The sequence below is a fragment of the Nocardia sp. NPDC055321 genome, assembly GCF_053645575.1.
Genome location: NZ_JBSHMS010000008.1, coordinates 291,340 through 308,204, shown reverse-complemented (window position 1 = coordinate 308,204; position 16,865 = coordinate 291,340). Strand labels below are relative to the sequence as shown.

At 70.4% G+C, this 16,865-nt stretch carries 9 protein-coding genes; 4 read left to right on the top strand and 5 right to left on the bottom strand.

Annotated elements, in window-relative coordinates; translation table 11 throughout:
- Position 1 precedes the first annotated feature (1 nt).
- The 4 genes from nbtC to ACWIGI_RS15865 are packed head-to-tail and all read right to left on the bottom strand — an operon-like array spanning position 2 to position 7,955.
- The gene (gene nbtC / locus ACWIGI_RS15880) at positions 2-4,210 is read right to left on the bottom strand and encodes a nocobactin polyketide synthase NbtC (RefSeq protein ID WP_454203109.1); all 4,209 of its coding nucleotides are present in this window, start codon (positions 4,208-4,210) and stop codon (positions 2-4) included.
- Positions 4,203-5,510: a beta-ketoacyl [acyl carrier protein] synthase domain-containing protein gene (locus tag ACWIGI_RS15875; RefSeq protein WP_454203108.1), complete on the bottom strand. Its 1,308-nt coding sequence runs from the start codon at positions 5,508-5,510 to the stop codon at positions 4,203-4,205. The genes nbtC and ACWIGI_RS15875 overlap by 8 nt, the downstream gene beginning before the upstream one ends.
- Complete coding sequence (locus tag ACWIGI_RS15870) at positions 5,507-6,250, bottom strand: thioesterase II family protein (protein ID WP_454203107.1); 744 nt, start codon at positions 6,248-6,250, stop codon at positions 5,507-5,509. The genes ACWIGI_RS15875 and ACWIGI_RS15870 overlap by 4 nt, the downstream gene beginning before the upstream one ends.
- Positions 6,251-6,254: 4 nt before the next feature.
- Positions 6,255-7,955, bottom strand: coding sequence for a condensation domain-containing protein (locus tag ACWIGI_RS15865; protein WP_454203106.1), 1,701 nt, complete (start codon positions 7,953-7,955; stop codon positions 6,255-6,257).
- Between the two features lie 312 nt (positions 7,956-8,267).
- On the opposite strand from ACWIGI_RS15865, the gene ACWIGI_RS15860 reads away from it, so the two are divergent.
- Positions 8,268-8,987: a siderophore-interacting protein gene (locus ACWIGI_RS15860; RefSeq protein WP_454203105.1), complete on the top strand. Its 720-nt coding sequence runs from the start codon at positions 8,268-8,270 to the stop codon at positions 8,985-8,987.
- Here the strand turns inward: ACWIGI_RS15860 and ACWIGI_RS15855 are convergent.
- Positions 8,962-12,399, bottom strand: coding sequence for an amino acid adenylation domain-containing protein (locus ACWIGI_RS15855; protein ID WP_454203104.1), 3,438 nt, complete (start codon positions 12,397-12,399; stop codon positions 8,962-8,964). The two genes, ACWIGI_RS15860 and ACWIGI_RS15855, sit on opposite strands and share 26 nt — an antisense overlap.
- Before the next feature lie 96 nt (positions 12,400-12,495).
- Between ACWIGI_RS15855 and ACWIGI_RS15850 the strand changes: the two genes are divergently transcribed.
- The 3 genes from ACWIGI_RS15850 to ACWIGI_RS15840 are packed head-to-tail and all read left to right on the top strand — an operon-like array spanning position 12,496 to position 16,841.
- A complete protein-coding gene (locus ACWIGI_RS15850) occupies positions 12,496-13,518 on the top strand; it encodes a methyltransferase (RefSeq protein ID WP_454203103.1) in 1,023 nt (340 codons plus the stop codon).
- Between the two features lie 31 nt (positions 13,519-13,549).
- Positions 13,550-15,223, top strand: coding sequence for a 2-succinyl-5-enolpyruvyl-6-hydroxy-3-cyclohexene-1-carboxylic-acid synthase (gene menD / locus ACWIGI_RS15845; RefSeq protein ID WP_454203147.1), 1,674 nt, complete (start codon positions 13,550-13,552; stop codon positions 15,221-15,223).
- 10 nt (positions 15,224-15,233) lie between these two features.
- The gene (locus tag ACWIGI_RS15840; protein ID WP_454203102.1) at positions 15,234-16,841 is read left to right on the top strand and encodes a (2,3-dihydroxybenzoyl)adenylate synthase; all 1,608 of its coding nucleotides are present in this window, start codon (positions 15,234-15,236) and stop codon (positions 16,839-16,841) included.
- Positions 16,842-16,865 lie beyond the last annotated feature (24 nt).

Here is a 16,865-nt window from a genome sequence, read left to right as displayed (position 1 = left end):
GTTACTCGGCTCCGCCGTCGCGAACCGCGGCGAAGACTCGCTGGTCGAGCAGGGCAAGGGGATGATCGGTGTCCGGCAGTACCGCGATCGGCCGCAGTCCCGCCGCCGAAAGCTGTTCGCGCCATTCGTCCTCGGTGAGGAAGATCCGATCGGTGCCGGCGCGCACGTCGGTGGCGCCCGCCAGTGGCCGGCCGTCGGGCGGGGACATCAGGAAGTGCACGGAGGTCAGCAGTTCGCAGTGCGCCCAGCAGGTCTCGATGATGACCACCGCGCCGCCCGGTTCGAGCAGATCGTGTAGTTCGTTCAGGGTGTGTCCGATGTGACCGGCATTGTGCAGCACGTTCGACGCGATCACCACGTCGTATCGTGGCTGCCCGCGCAGGTCGGTGTTCATGTCGACGAGGGAGAAGCGCATCCAGGAACGATCGGCGAATCGCACACGCGCGGCGTCGAGGAAGAAGTCGGACACATCGGTGAAGTGGTACTCGACCGGCAGCCCGTCGAGCCCGGCGACGACATCGTCGGTGGTACCGCCAATGCCCGCGCCCAGCTCCAGGATCCGGACCGGGGTACGCCGTTCGCGCAGCCGATCGACCAGCCCGGCGACGATCTCGCGGGCCGCGCGATTGAGGTAGCGGCTGATCAGGTTGCTGCGGTAGGCGGACTCGGCGACGAGCATGTCGCCGCCCGGGAAGAGCAGTTCCTGCACCCGCATACGGTCCCGGGCGAGGTCGGCCAGATGGTCGTCGCTGGCGGTGAGGAACGTCGCGAGCTCGGGGGCGTACCCGAGGTCGGCGCACACCTCGGCGAGCCCGCCGCGGATCGTGGGCGGCGGCGCACCGGCCGGGCGGTACCCGAGATCCGGGTCGCCGGTGAGACAGCCGTGCGTGGTCAGTGCCTCGAGCCATTGACGCAGCAGCCAGCGGTGCCGGGGCGCGAACCCCAACCGGTCGGCGATCGCGGCCACCGACTGCGCGGTGGTGTGATCCGCCGCCGGGTCGTGCAGCGCCGGCTCGACCACGCGCAGCATGGCCGCGAGCCCGAAGCCGTCCATATCCGCTCGGGCCGAACGGAATCGGTCGACGTCGAGATCGGCGGGCACGATCTGTTCGGCCGCCCGGCGTGCCCGGTCGGCGAGGTCGGGCGCGGCCCGCGGCGGGCTCTGCGCCGGCGTGTGACCCAGCATCCGGATGACGTCGTCGATCGAGGCGCCGCTGATCAATTCCGCCACCGGCAGCTCGACGCCGAACTCCGCCTGCACCCGGCGGCGGAACTCCAACGCCTGCAACGAATCGAGACCGAGCGCGACGAGCGATCGCGTGCGGTCGATGACGTCCACGTCGTCCTCGCCGAGCGCGCGGGCGACCAGTTCCACGATTCGCGTCCGCGGCTCGACCGCGGCGACGACGGCCGAACCGACGGGAGCGGAACGTTCCACGGCGGCGGGCGCGGGCGCGCTCAACTCGGACAGCAGGCTCCCGTGGCCGAACGCTCCGAACACCGACCGCCCGCGATCCCAGTCGAAGGCCGCGACGATCGCGTTCGCGTCGAGACCGCCGAGCCCGAGCGCGATGGCGTCCGCCGAATCCATCGGCAGATAGCCGACTTCGGCGAGCGTCGACACATCCGCGGCCCCGGCCCCGCGATGTACCGCCCACTGCCCCCATTGCACCGAGACGCACTCGGTGCCCGCGGCGCGCGCCCGGTGCGCGAGCGCGTCCAGCATCCGGTTGGCCGCGGCGTACACGATCGTTCCTCGGCCACCGAGCGTGGCGGCGAGCGACGAGCACAGCACGACCCGGCCGTCATCGGTCAAGGGCAGCAGTTCGAGCACGTGCTCGAGACCGGCGATCTTGGCCCGCAGTGCCCCGCCGACGTGCGCGGAGGTGATCTCGGCGAGGTCGGCGCTCTCCACCCCGGCGTGGTCGGCGGCGGCGTGGATGATCAAATCGGGTGGCGCGTCGCGGAATTCGTCCGCGAGCGCGCGCACCGCCGCGGGGTCGCCGATATCGCAGGCCCAGACCCGCACATCGGCCCCGCGTACCCCGGCGAGCCGCTCGGCGACGGCGGGCGTGGCGCCCGTACGGCTCACGAGCGTGATCCGCCGCGCGCCGGAGCGGGCGAAGTGGTCGCAGAACTCGAGTCCCAGTTTCCCGGTGCCGCCCGTGATGACGATGTTCTGCCGGGCGGGAACGAGCCCGGCGCCGACCACTCCCGTGGTCAGGCGCTTGGCGTATCGATACCCCGCGCGCACCGCCAGCTCCGCCTCGCCCGTCGTGTGCAGCGCGACGAGGATCGACTGTGCCGCATCGGGAGTCGGGGCCGCCGGCAGGTCGAGGTGCCGGAACGCGATCCCCGGATGTTCGGCGCCGATCGACCGGAAGCCGGCGCCGATCGCGGCGGCGGCGGGGTCCGGCAGGTCACCGTCGAACACGGCCTCGGCGCCGACGGTGACGAGCCAGCATTCGGCGACCCGCCGGCCCGGCTTCGACCACCAGGACCGCTCGGCGAAGAACTGGGTCACCGCGGCCGCGGCGTCGCGGTCCGAGAGGTCCGGCAGCAGTACCGCGACGGTATCGATGTCGCCGTTGTCACCGCCCGCGTCGCTGTCGACCGGACGGGCGGTCGCGTCGAGGTCCGCGGCGGCGGCGCACAGCTGTCCGACGAGCTCGGCACACTCGCCGAACGGGTCGGCCAGACCGATCGACCGCGGGGCGGTCAGTGCCGATCGGGTTGTCCGCGTCCAGCTTTCGACCAGCAGTTGCGGCCGGGCCGAGGCCGGAGCCGTGGCCCGCGGGGTGACCGCCCGCACGGAGTCGCGACCGGACTCGAGCCAGAGCCGCTGCCGGCTCATTCGCATCGCCGGAAAGTCCAGCAGCGGCAGGCCCGGGTGCGCGGCGGCGACCCGCAGGGCGGACCATCGGTATCCCGAATCGGCGACCGCCAGCTCGGCCAGATTCCGGGTGAACGGTGCGAGATCCACGGCCGTTCGGTTCGACGTGGCGGACACCGTCGCGGCGGGCGTGGCCGCGAGATTCTCGCGTAAGGGCAGGTGCAGGGTGGGATGGGCGGCCAGTTCTACGAACGAATCGAGATCGTGCTCGACCGCGGCGGCGACCGCGCGATCGAAACGGACGATGTTGCGCAGGTTCAGGAACCAGTAGTCGTGCAGCGGGCGGTCGGCGGTGACGGGCGTGCCCAATGTCGCACCGATGCAGTCGATCTCGCTGTCCAGGAAAGCCGCCGCGACGTGGTGGCGCCGCAGCGTGGCGCCGAACTCGCCGCGCAGCTCGTCCACCTTGTGGGTGTGCGCGGGGTATCCCACCTTGATCACCCGGCTGAACCGGCCGATCGCGGCGAGTTCGGCGACGACCTCGGCGACGGTCGCGCGTTCACCCGAAATACCCACCAGGCGCGGCGAATTGATCACCGAGACCGCCGACCATCCGGGGTGCGGCGCCAGCAACGCCTCACATTCGTCTCGATCGGCTTCGACCAGCGCCATCGCGTAGGCATCCGAGGCGATGCGGTCGACCGCCTCGGCGCGTGCTCCCACCACCACGAGTGCGTCGGCGAGCGACATCTTTCCCGCCACGTACGCCGCGGCGATCTCACCCTGACTGTGCCCGACGACGCCGACCGGCTCGACCCCGGCCGCGCGCCACATCGCGGCGAGACCGGCCATCTGCAGGAACAGCGCGGGCTGCACGATTCGCGTCGCAGCGCCGGAAGCCGCGGTGCCGCCCGATGTTTCGGGGTCGGCGAGCAGGTACTCGACCGGCGCGGTTCCGCGTTCGCCGAACAATTCGGCGAACAGCGCCGCACAGCGATCCACTTCCGCGCGATAGGCCGCGGACCGCTCGTAGTACAGCCTTCCCATTCCCGGCCGCTGCCCGCCCTGCCCCGGAAAGACGAACGCGTGCCGCCGAACCGCGTCGGCCCGGCCCAGCACCAGAGCGGGGTGAGCATGACCGTCGAGGAGTGCGCGCAGCGCGTCGAGCAGACCGTCCCGATCGACGCCGAGCACCAGGGCCCGATGGCGGCGCGCGGCGCGCGTTCGGAACAGCATCGCGGCGACCTCGTCGACCGAGACCGCGGGATGATCGGCCACGTAGGACAGGATTCCCACGGCCTCCTCGCGGAGCAGGTCCGTATTGTCGGCCGACAGCAGGACCGGCACCGAACCGTCGGGCAACCGATAACTATCCATCGACGGCCTCCGCCGGATCGGGCATCGAGATGATGGCGTGAGCGTTGGATCCGGCGGCGCCGAACGACGAGACCGCGCCGTAGCGGTAACCATCGACCGCCTGCCACGGCGTCGGAGTGTCCACGAGCCGCAGCCCGGAGCGATCCCAGTCGACCCGGGTGGTCGGCCTGCTCGCGAACAGCGTCGGCGGTACGACCCCGTGCAGACCGGACAGCAGCAGTTTCGCCAGGCCGAGCATTCCCGCCGCCGCCTGAGCGTGTCCCACATTGGATTTCACGGATCCGAGCAGCGGTGTCCCCGCTGTCCCGTACGTGTTCTGCAACGCGGTGATCTCGACCGGATCCCCGGCGCGGGTGGCGGTGCCGTGGCCTTCGATCATGCCGATCAGCGCCGGGTCGATGCCCGCGCTCGCGATCGTCTTGGTGATCAGCCGCTCCTGCGCCTCCTGGCGCGGCACCAGGATCGGCCTGCCCGCGCCGTTGTGATTGTGGTGCGAGGCCAGGATCCGGCCGTAGACGCGGTGCCCGAGCCGCCGCGCCCGCGATTCATGCTCCAGGACCACGAATCCGGCGCCCTCGCCCCACAGGGTGCCGCTCGCGTCGTCGGAATAGGAGCGACAGTGGCCGTCGGCCGAGACGGCGTTGTACTTCGCGAACTCGTAGAAGGCGATCGGCTCGCCCATGACCGACACCGCGCCCGCCAGTGCCCATTCGCACTCCCCGGCCCGGACCGCCGCGGCGGCCAGGTGCAGCGCGGTCAACGACGAGGCGCACGCGGAGTCGACGGCGACGGTCGGTCCGGTCAACCCGAGGCTGTGCGACACGCGCCCCGGCGCGCCGAACACGCTGAACCCGATGGTCCGCTGCCCGGAGTGCTCGTTGACCTCCGCGAGCCGCGGACCGTACTCCATCGCCGAAATGCCCAGGAAGCAGCCCGCGTCCGCGCCGTCCAGCTCGAAGGGATTGATCCCGGCGTGCTGCAACGCCTTCCAGGCCACGCGCAGCGCCACCCGCTGCTGCGGGTCGGCGGCGACGGCCTCGTTCTTGCCCATGCCGAACAGCGCGGCGTCGAATTCGGCTGCGCCGTCGAGGAAACCACCGGCATCGCGCAGCCCGCCCCAGCCGTCGAGTTCGTGCAGCGACAGCATTTCCTCGATGTTCCACCCGCGATCCCGGGGAAACGGGCCTATCAGTTCCCTGGATTCGACGACAGCGGCCCACAACTCCCGCGGTTCCTCGATGCCCCCCGGAGCCTCCACGCCGATACCGGAGATGACGATATGGTCGGTGTCCCTGCTCATGCGGCCCGCCCGGCGGCCAGCAATCGGGCCAGCGCCTCGACGTGATCGTTCAGGTAGAAGTGACCGCCGTCGAAGACCGTGATCTCCACGTCGTCGCTGTGCCGGCGCCAACTGTTCAGATCCGCGAGGGACACGATCGGGTCGCGATCGCCGCCGATGGCGTGGATCCGGGTGGCGATCTTGACGTCGGGCGGGCACGAATACCCGTCGGCGGCAGCATGATCGGCCTTGATCGCCGGCAGCGAGACCCGCATGAGGTCGCGACTGGCGAGCACCTCGGACCCCATACCCTGCAGCATCGTCAGATGGTCGAGCAGCCCCTCGTCATCGGTTGGCGTCGGTGTGCGGTGCTCGCCGCGCGACGGGGCCACCGCGGCCGAGAGCACGGCCTGGGCGACCGGCAGCCTTTCGGCCTCCGCGAGCCTGATGAACTCGAACGACACCATCGCACCCATGCTGTGGCCGAAGGTGAAGAACGGCCGCCCGCTGCGCGCCACCGCGCCGCGGACTTCGGCGAACGCACCCGCCGCGATCTCGCGCAGCGAGGTCAACGCCGGTTCGTGCGCGCGATCCTGGCGCCCCGGATACTGAAAGACGTACACGTCGAAATCGGCGCTGAACGCCTTCGAGAAGACGCGGTACGCGGATGCCCCCGCACCGGCGTGCGGAAATATCAGCAGCGGCGGCGAACCCGGCGAACCCGGCTTGTGAAACTTTCTCGTCCATCCCGGTTTGCCCATGTGCCTACTCCGCGCTCGATGTCGCCGTGCCGAATTTCGCCGCGCTGAACCGGTTTCCGAGAGCCGCGAGCGTGGCGGCGTCCAGTCCGGACGCCCCCATGGGTTCGATCGCGGGAACGGGCGCGATCGCCGCGGTCGGTGGGGCCGCGTCCAATTGCCGGGCCAGCTCGTGGATCGCCGGCGCGCTGAACACCGTTTTGACGTCCAGCGCGAACCCCTGTTCGCCGAGCAGTGTCGCGAGCCGCAGGGCCGCGATGCTGTCCCCGCCGAGGGAGAAGAACGTGTCGTCGCGACCGATCTCGTCATCGTCGGTGAGCGCGAGTACCGTCCGGATCGCTTCGGCGACAGTCGTTTCGGCGGCGGTGCTCGGTGGTCCGCCGAGGCCGGAGGTGAGCATCCCGAACTCGAACTCGGCCGAGGCGAACAACGGCATCGAGTCGTCGGCGTCGCCGATGCCGGTCCCCGGGTCGGCCGCCCAGGCGCCGGCGCGCGCGGCGAATCCGTCGGCGAAGTGTTCGATCTCCGGGCGTCCGGCGAACTGCCGTGGAAAGGTGATCTCGATCGTGACCGCGCCACCGCTCGCCGGTACGACGTCGAACACGATGTCCACGTCGTGCGGTCTGGCCACCTGCCGCGCGATCTCGCGCGCGGCCCCGGCCTCGAAGTCGAGCACGAGGGGTCCGGCCGAACGAACCTGCAACTGCGCCTGGAAGAGCGGGCCGCCGCCGGTGAGGTGGGTCAGGTGCTCGATGCGCGGGCCCGCGTGCGCACGCGCCCGCGAAAGCACGTGCGCGGTCGCGTCGATCAATTGTCCGGCCGTGCGGTCCGCGAGATCGACGCGGATGGCGAGCCGGTTTGCGAAATTGCCGATCACCCCGGCGGATTCGGGCGTCCGGGCGGGGTCGATGAGACCGATCACGACGTCGTCGCCGAGCCCCGCGTCGCGCAGGGCCGCGGCCGCGAGTGCGAGCAACGCCGCGCTCGGTTCGGCGTCGCCGGCCAGCGCCGCCACGGTGTCCGACGACAGCGTGAGGGTCCGGCGCGAGATTCCACCGCCCGCGCCGACCGCGGCGACCGGCACCGGCTCGGGCGCGTCCGCCAACTGCTCGGTCCAGAACGCGATCGCGGGATCGGCGGCGGCCGCCGACAGACCCCGGACCTGTGCGGCGGCGAAATCACGGTAGTGCCCGGACGCGGCGACCGGCTCGCCGCCGTATCCCGCGAACAGGCCCGTCACCAGCAGGTCGAGTGCCTGATCGTCGGCCGCGACCTGATGCACGGTGACGGACAGGACCGCGCGAGCGGGTAGCCGATACAGGCGCAGCCGGATCGGACGTTGCCGTACGAGATCGAATCGGTGCTCGGCGTCGGCGACCAGCGCCGCGAACAGTTCGACGTCGCCGGTGATGCCCTCGATGACCTCCACGACCGAATCCGGTGTGGAAAGCACTGTCTGATAAGGCATTCGGCGGTCATCGGGAAAGACACTGCGCAGGATCTCCTGCGCGTCGAGCAGCGCGACGGCGGACCGGTCGAGGGCGCCCGGATCGAGTTCGCCGGTGATCTCCATGGCGGAGAACAGGTTCGGCGTCACCGGTGGACCGTCACCGGTGTCGGATCGGCGCAGCCGTTCCGGCAGCAGTGCGGCCTGCTGCGCGAGTGACAGCGGCACCGGGCGCTGTCTCGGCACATCTACATCTGGCATCGCGAATCCCCAACCCGCGGAGCGAAAATACTTGGGCGCCACCGGCGAGCAGCCCCGCACGGTAGCGAAGCCTACCCTAACCTAATTGACGGCTCCGTGTCCTCTTCTCCATGCTTTGCACTTCGGCTTCCTCGATCCGGCAACCGATTTCGGCAACCGTGTCGATCGAACGCTCGACCGCGTCGCGACGCTCCGCACTCGTCGTCGCGAGGCCGGCGGCGGACCCGGAACCCGATGCGCCGGAGATCAACTCGGGCGCGTCGGCGCGCGACCCACTCGCGAGTGAATGTTGGTTAGGCTAACCTGGCATTCATGGGTAAAGGTATCAATGGACTGCTGCTCAAAGCATGGCGCGCCGACGATTACCGACTGACAGTCACCTCGGTCGACAGCGTCACCGACAAGTACCTCCGCATCGGCTTCACCGCGGGTGGTCTGCTCACCGATCACCCGGTGCACCCGACGCAGTGGATCCGGATGTGGTTCGCCGACGACGACGGTAAGGAGCACCAGCGCGGGTACACCCTCGTCGATCCCGACCCCGCCTCGGACACCTTCGGCGTCGAGTTCGCGCTACACGGTGGTCCCGCGTCGCGGTGGGCCCAGAACGCCGCGGTCGGCGACGTCGTCGACGCCAGCGTCATGGGCAAGGGCGTCGGCGTATCGAAATTCACTGCGCCCGAGACCGAGCCCTCGGAGTACGTGATCTTCGGCGATACCGCGTCCCTGCCCGCGATCAACTCGCTCCTGGGCGCCATCGGCGACGCTCCCGCGCGGGTATGGCTGGAATGGCAATACGACTCCGACCCCACCCTGCCGATCCGATCCCGCCCCGCTACCGAAGTGACGTGGCTGCAGCGAATCGACAACGGACGGCTGATGCGCGAACAGGCCGAATCGATCTCCGTCGCGGACGGCGCCTTCGCCTGGATCGCCTGCGACGGCGCCACCACACGATCGATCACCAAAACCATGAAAACCCAGCACGCGCTGCCGAAAGAGGCGATCAAGGCCCAGGCGTACTGGCGGTAGGCACGTCGATCTCGGCCACCTCCACGAACATCCGGGCGACCCGCTCGAGCCGGTCATCCGCCGCTCGCCGCGCGAGCAGGTCCGCGAACGCGCGGATCGTCCGGGTTTCGAAGACGTCGGTCATACGGACGTCGTCCACCTGCAGCAATCCACGTACCTTCGCCACGAACGTGGTGACCAGGACCGAGTTGCCGCCCAGATCGAAGAAGTCGGTCTCGACGCCCGGCCGCTCGACTTCCAGGACCGCGGCGGCGATGTACTCGAGCGCCGCTTCGAGCACGGTGGCCGGCGGCACCACGATCTCGCGCCGATCGCCGGATCGTTCGAGGAGTTCGGCGCCGACGGCGGTGCGATCGATCTTGCCGTTCGGCGTCAGCGGCGCGGAGCCGGGGACCACCACGACATCCGGAACCATGTGGGCGGGCAGAAGCGCGGCAACGTGATCGACGAACTCCGCTGGTGGCGTTGGTGTTTCGGCGTACACCGCAGCGAACAGGCGCGGGTTCGGCTCCCCCACCACGGCGGCGACAGCGTGCCGGACGCCGGGGTGCGCGGCCAGGGCCGCCTCCACCTCACCGAGTTCGACCCGATGGCCGCGGATCTTCACCTGATGATCCCGGCGGCCGAGGAAGTCGATGCAGCCGTCGGGGCGATAGCGCGCGAGATCGCCGGTCCGGTACCACCGCACGCCGTCCCGGTCGATGAAGCGCTGCGCGGTGCGTTCGGGATCGCCGCGATAGCCCGCGGCGACCGCGTGCCCGCCGATGAGCAGCTCGCCCGTCACCCAGTCCGGGCAGTCGTCGTCGCGCTGGTTGACCACGCGGCAGCGCACGCCCGCCAGCGGACGACCGTACGGGACGGTCGCCCAGTCGGCCGGCGTGGCGTCGGTGACCTCGTACCAGGTGGAGTGGATCGCGGTCTCGGTCGTGCCGCCGAGTCCGACGAACCGCAGCCCGGGCACCGCGGCGCGCAGGCGCCGGGCCAGGTCCGCGCTCACCGTGTCGCCTCCGGTCAGCACCAGGCGCAGTGACCGGATCCGGTCCGGATCGGCTGTGGCCGAGAGCATCTCGACGAGTCCGGGTGCGCAGTTGAGGACGGTGACGCCGGTGGCCGCGATGGTGTCGGTCCACGCGTGCGCGTCGCGCTCGTCACCCGGTTCGAGGCACACCAGCGAACCGCCGGCCGACAGCGCGGCGAAGATGTCGAACACCGACAGGTCGAACTCGAGCGCGGACAGGGCGAGCAGCCGGTCGTGCTCGTCGATGCCGAACTCGGCGCGGATCGCGTCGACGGTGTTCGCCGCCGCCGCATGGGTCACCTCGACGCCCTTGGGCTCGCCGGTGGAACCGGAGGTGTAGAGCACGTAGGCGAGCGCGGCCGGATCGGTGTGGATCGGTGCGTCGAGCGTGTCCGCGACGTCGTCGAGCCGGATCGCGATCAGGTCGGCCGCCGACTCGGAATCGTCGGTGATGACGTGCCGCGCACCGGAACTCGCGAGGATGCGACGACGGCGGGCGAGCGGCTGACCGGGGCTGGCCGGGACGTAGGTGGCCCCGGCGGCGAGCACCCCGAGCACGGCGGCGACCTGGCGGCCGCGTCCGGCGAGCGCGACAGCGACCGAGTCGTTCGGGCGAACCCCCGCCGACCGCAGGGTGTGCGCGAGGGTGAGTGCCCGCCGCGCCAGCTCACCGTAGGAGACATCACCGTCGGCGGTGACGAGTGCGATCCGTTCCGGGTCGCGGGCGGCGCGCTCGAAGAAGTGGCCGTGCAGGGTTCGCGGCGCCGAGTCGACCTCGGGTATGTCGCCCGCCCGTGTTCGGAGCGTCTGTTCCCCCAGCCGTGTGGGCAGCGGTCGCTCCCACGCGTCCGCCGAGCCGGCGAGCAGCTCGAGCGCGGCGCGGAACCGTGCGAACATCTCGTCGATCGCGCTGCCCGCGAACGCGTCGCGGCGGAAGTCCCAGTTCAGCAGGATGCCGCCGTTCAGTTCGAGCGCTTGCGCGTCGAGGTTCACCTGCGGACCCTGCGAGAGCACCCACACCGACTCGCCGAACACCTCGAGGCTCTCCGGCGCGAACAGCTCGCCGAGGTGCAGTGCGGAGGTGTAGACGACCGAGGCGGTCACCGCGGTGCGGCGGGCCCGGCCGAGATCACGCAGGACTTCGAGTCCCTCGTAGGACGAGTGCGCCGCGGCGACCCGCATCTGGCGCATCAGCCGTGCGGCGGCGTCGGCGAAACCGTAGGAGCCCTCGCGCAGGTCGACGGTCAGCAGGATCGAGTTGGTGAAGTCGCCGACCACCTGATCGATCTCGGGGTGGATCGGCTGCCGGTTGAACAGTGGGAGATTGAGCAGGAACCGCTGCTCGGACGACCACTGCGCGACGGTCTCGGCGAACACGGTCGCGAACACCGCGTCGGGGGTCAACCGGTGCCGGTACGCGAGGTCGTACAGGCGCGTCTTGGTCTCGGCGTCGAGCCACGCGCGATAGCGCACGCTGCGCCGGGCATCGGCACGGCGCGATTCCGCCACGGTGGGCAGGGCGGGGATGTCCGGCAGCTCCGGAATGCGTTCCGCCCACCATTGCCGATCCTGCTCGTACTGCGGGGGCGTCTGGCTGCCCCGCCAGTTCACGTAGTCACGGAACGTCACCGCGATGGGCGGCAGCGCATCCGCGGAGTCCGAGCGGTACAGCACCGCGAGGTCGGCGAGCGCACGCCGGTAACTCACCGCGTCGCCGATCACCATGTCCATATCCAGGTGCAGCCGGTGCCGGTCGCCGGGCAGCAGCGTCAGGGTGAAATCCACGACCCGCCCGGCCGCCACGTCCATGCGCTGATGGCTCTTCTCGTCGCGGAGTCGTTCGAGCTCGGCCTCGATCCGGGCCGGCGCCGCGTCACGCAGATCGACGATCGTCCAGATGTCGGGGGGCGCGGCGGGCATCGTCTGCTGCATGCCGGTCGCCAGGAACCGGGTTCGCAGCATCGGGTGCCGGTCCACCAGCCGCCACACGGCGCGTTCGAGTCGAACGGGATCGATTGCGGTGCCGTCGAACTCGGCGTAGAGATGCGCCGCGACCCCGCCGAGCGCCTGGCCGTCGTGCCTGCCGACCCAGTAGGCGTGCTGCATCGGTGCGAGCGAAAAAGGCTCGCCGTCATCGGAACTCGTGGATACGACGGGCAGGGGCGCCGCCACCGCGCGGGTGGCCAGCAACTCCGTCCACCCGGTCACGGTGGGGTCGGTGACGAGTTGCGACGGCGTGACGTCGAAGCCGTGCTTGCGCCACATCGCGGCCATGACAACCAGTTTCAGCGAATGCAGGCCGTAGCGCACCAGATCCTCGTCGAACGAAATGGTCTCCGGTGTCACCTCCAGTTCGGCTGCGACGATCTCTCGAACTTCCTCGCGGGTGATCAAATCTTCTTCTCCCGAACGCAATTGAGTATTGCTAGGCTAACCTAAGTTCAACAGTTTGGTCGATCCGTGCGAGACGGCGGCCGGTAGGGATTCACTGTGACAACCATCGATGGCATCGGCGTCGACTCGAACCGATCGGAACTGCTGCGACTTCTGCTGGGGGGCTGGATGAGTGCGGGCATCGGTGCCGCCGTGGAGCTCGGAATCGCCGACGCGCTGCATCCACACCCGGCCGACCCCCGGACCCTGGCGAAAGCCGTCGGCGCGGAACAGGAACCACTCACCCGGCTGCTCCGGCTGTTGCGGTCACTGGGGCTCGTGGACCGCGATTCGACCGGCGCGTACGCGCTGACCAGCACCGGCGAACTGCTGCGCGCGGACCATCCCCAGTCGATGCACGACCTCGTGCGCCTGTACCAGGAGGGGTATTTCGCCGACGCGTGGCGATCGCTGGTACCGGGCGTGCGCACCGGAGCGCAACCGTTCGCGCTCGCGCACGGGCAGTCGGTGTTCGACTACCTCGCGGAGCGGGCCGACGCACTGGCGACGTACAGCGCCGGAATCGCGGTCGGCAGCGAATTCGTCGCCGCCCTCCCCGAGCACATCGACTTCGAGGGTCGATGTGTGCTGGACGTGGGCGGCGGCGACGGCACGCTGCTCGACGCGATCCTGACGGCGGTCCCGACCTCGACCGGAATACTGCTGGAACGAGCGGCGGCGGTCGGCCCGGCCACCGAACGGCTCCGATCGCACGTCACGGACGGGCGCTGCGAGGTGATCGCCGGCGATTTCTTCTCGGCCCTGCCCGACGGCGCCGACACGATCATCCTGTGCCGGGTGCTGCACAACTGGAACGACGACGAAGCGGCGCGGATTCTGCGCAACTGCCGCGCCGCGCTGCGTCCCGGCGGGCAGCTGCTGACCATCGAGCGCGTCGTCTCCGAGCACCGGCCGACACCGGTGACCGCCGTGTTCGACGTGCACATGTTCGTGATGACGAGCGGTCGCGAGCGAACCGATGTCGAGTATCGGAAACTCCTGACGGACAACGATTTCGAGCTCACCGAGATCCGGCCGCTGCCGCTCGAGATGAGCGTCGTGCAAGCCCGTGTCCGCTGAGACCAACGGCGCGTCCGGGCCGAGCGCCGCCATGATCCAGGCCGGGATCGTCGTCGACGAACTCATCCGCTGCGGGGTTCGCGAGGCGGTGCTCTGCCCGGGGGCGCGCAACGCGCCACTGTCGTTCGCCCTGTTCCGGGCCGACGCCGAACACCGGCTGCGGCTGCACGTTCGCATCGACGAGCGCAGCGCCGCCTTCCTCGCGGTCGGACTGGCCGTCGGCGGCGACCACCTCGTCGCGGTGGTGACCACGTCGGGCACCGCGGTCGCCAATCTGCTCCCGGCCGTCCTGGAAGCCGGCTACAGCAACGTTCCGCTGCTGATCATCAGCGCCAACCGGCCACTCGAACTGGTCGGCACGGGAGCGAACCAAACCATCACGCAGCCGGGCATTTTCGGCGATGCCACGCGCATCGCCCTGGTCCTGAACCAGGCGGATCAGCACTACGACGCCACCGGCGAGCGCCTCGCCGCCCACAACGCGCGCTGGCGCGCCGCGGTGTGCCGCGTCGCCGCCGCCGCGCTCGGCCGGCGCGACGGCGCCCCCGGCCCGGCTCATCTGGACATCCCGTTCGCGGAACCGCTGATCGGCTCGGGCACGACCACCACCGTGCCGGGGCGGCCGGGATCGGCGCCGTGGACCGACGTCGTCCAGTCCTCCCTCGACGCCCCGGCCACGGTGGATCTGCGCCCGGACACCCTGGTGATCGCCGGGCACGGCGCCCCCGAGTCGCCCGCGCTGGCCGGCGTGCCGACGATCGCCGAACCTTCGGCGCCCCAACCCGCGCCACGCTACGCGGTGCATCCGCTGGCCCTGCCGCACCTGCAGCCCGAACAGGTGATCGTGCTGGGCCGCCCGACGTTGCACCGATCGGTCGCCCGATTGCTCGCTGCACCATCGGTCCGGGTCATCACCGCCGCCGCGGACAGGAACTGGACGGATGTCGCGGGAACCGCCACCGTCGCCGCCCGGCACATCCGCACGGTCGGCGCGCCCACCCGCGCCTGGACCGAAACCTGCCGGGACACCACCGATATCGCCGCCGCCGCGGTCGACCGCATGCTCGACGACACCGCGCGGACGACCGGGCTGCACGTGGCCCGCGCGGTCACCCGGGCGCTGCGAGGCGGGGACACACTGGTTCTCGGATCGTCGAACCCGATCCGCGACGTCTCGCTGACCTGGCGGCGGGACGCCCGCGTGCGCGTGGTGTCCAACCGCGGTGTCGCGGGCATCGACGGTCTCGTCTCGATGTCCATCGGCGCCGCGCTGACCGGTCGCCGGACCGTCGCGTTGCTCGGTGACCTGACCTTCGCGCACGACAGCGGCGGCTTGCTGATCGGCCCGTCCGAACCGACGCCGCACGATCTGACGATCGTGGTGGCCAACGACAACGGCGGGGGGATATTCGGCCTCCTCGAGCAGGGTGCGCCGCAGTTCGCCACCGTGTTCGAGCGGGTCTTCGGCACGCCGCACGGCACGGACCTCGCGAAACTGTGTGCGGCGCACGGAGTTCCGCACGCGACAGCGGACACCGGCGACCTCGGCGGCGCGCTGCGTGACGGCGGCCGCGGAGTGCGCGTCGTCGAAGTACAGACCGCTCGGGACGGATTGCGGGAGTTGCACGCGGCGATCCGGAGCGAAGTGGACAGCGGACTGTGTGCCGAGGCTCGGCAGACAGCGGTGCAGCGAACATCGGAGTAAGGAGATCGTCGTGCTCGACGGGTTCGTACCTTGGCCGGACGACTTCGCCCGGCGCTATCGGACGGCCGGCTACTGGATCGGCGAAAGCCTGGGCGATTCGCTACGCCGGTATGGCGACACCTTCGGAGACCGGATCGCGCTGGTCGATCCGGGCGGCGCCGGCCGCGGCGGGATCGAATGGAGCTACGCGGAACTCGACGCCGAGGCCGACCGGTACGCTGCGGGCCTGTACGCCTCGGGAATCCGATCGCGCGACCGCGTCGTCGTCCAGCTACCGAACCACGCCGAGTTCGTCGCGCTGATCTACGGCATCGTCCGAATCGGCGCGATCCCGGTGTTCGCCCTGCCCGCGCACCGCTACGCCGATATCGCCTACTTCGTCGAGCACACCGGGGCCGTCGCTTATGTGGTCGTGGACGAATACGACGGCTTCGACTACCGCGACCTCGCGCGCCGGGTCGCGGCGGAGTCCACGACGCTGCGGCACATCGTGATTCACGGCGCGGCCGCCGAGTTCACCGCGCTCGCGGACCTGCGCGCCGATCCGATCGAGCTCGCCCCGGTCGATCCCGCCGACGTGGCGGTGCTGCTCATGTCGGGCGGCACCACCGGACTGCCGAAGCTGGTGGCCCGCACGCACGACGACTGGTCCTACAGCGGCCGCGCGGTCGCCGCGTCCTGCGACTACGACGACACCACACGACACCTGATCTGCCTGCCGATTCCGCACAACTGGACGCTGACCCACGGCATGCTCGCCACCTTCCACGCGGGCGGACGGCTCGTCCTGGCCCCGAGTCCCGATCCGTCGGTCGCCTTCGAGATCATCGAGCGGCAGCGGATCACCGACACGGGCCTGGTTCCGGGTGCGGCGCTGGCGTGGGTCGAGAGCGCCCCGTACTACGACTTCGATCTCTCCTCGCTGCGCCGAATCGTCATCGGCGGCACCAAACTTCCCACCGAGCTGGCGCGCAGGGTCGAGCCGGCGCTCGGCGGCAAGGTGCACCAGGCCTTCGGAATGGCCGAGGGACTGTGCGGATTCCAGAGCGGCGCCGACGACCTCGAACTGCGGCTCACCGCGCAGGGCAGACCGGTCTCGCCCGCCGACGAACTCCGGATCGTCGGGCCGGACGGCGACGTGGTGCCGGACGGCGAGGTCGGCGAGCTGCTCACCCGCGGGCCGTACACGATCCGCGGCTACTACCGCGGCGGCGCGCACAACGAGCGGTCGTTCACCCCGGACGGGTTCTACCGGACCGGCGATCTGGTCCGGGTGCTGCCGAACGGTCAGGTCGTCTTCGAGGGCCGGGTGAAGGACCAGATCAACCGCGGCGGAGAGAAGATCGCAGCCGAGGAGGTCGAGAACCACATCCTCGCCCACGAGCAGGTGCTCGACGTGGCGGTGGTCGGGCTACCGGATTCGCTGCTGGGCGAGCGCAGTTGCGCGTTCGTGCGGGTGCGCGACGGCGCGCGCGTCGACCAGTCCGCGCTGGCCGGCTTCCTCACCGACCGCGGCGTCGCCCCGTTCAAGATCCCGGACCTGGTACGGACCGTCGACGAACTCCCGCGCACGGCGGTCGGCAAGATCGACAAGAAGCGGCTGGCGACGTTCTCCTGAGACGTGCCGTCGCGGCCGCGCTCC

What these genes read in the sequence shown, in the direction of transcription:
- menD (WP_454203147.1), top strand. Translation starts at nt 13,550, where the DNA reads ATGATCCAGGCCGGGATCGTCGTCGACGAACTCATCCGCTGCGGGGTT.
- ACWIGI_RS15875 (WP_454203108.1), bottom strand. Translation starts at nt 5,510, where the DNA reads ATGAGCAGGGACACCGACCATATCGTCATCTCCGGTATCGGCGTGGAG.
- nbtC (WP_454203109.1), bottom strand. Translation starts at nt 4,210, where the DNA reads ATGGATAGTTATCGGTTGCCCGACGGTTCGGTGCCGGTCCTGCTGTCG.
- ACWIGI_RS15870 (WP_454203107.1), bottom strand. Translation starts at nt 6,250, where the DNA reads ATGGGCAAACCGGGATGGACGAGAAAGTTTCACAAGCCGGGTTCGCCG.
- ACWIGI_RS15865 (WP_454203106.1), bottom strand. Translation starts at nt 7,955, where the DNA reads ATGCCAGATGTAGATGTGCCGAGACAGCGCCCGGTGCCGCTGTCACTC.
- ACWIGI_RS15860 (WP_454203105.1), top strand. Translation starts at nt 8,268, where the DNA reads ATGGGTAAAGGTATCAATGGACTGCTGCTCAAAGCATGGCGCGCCGAC.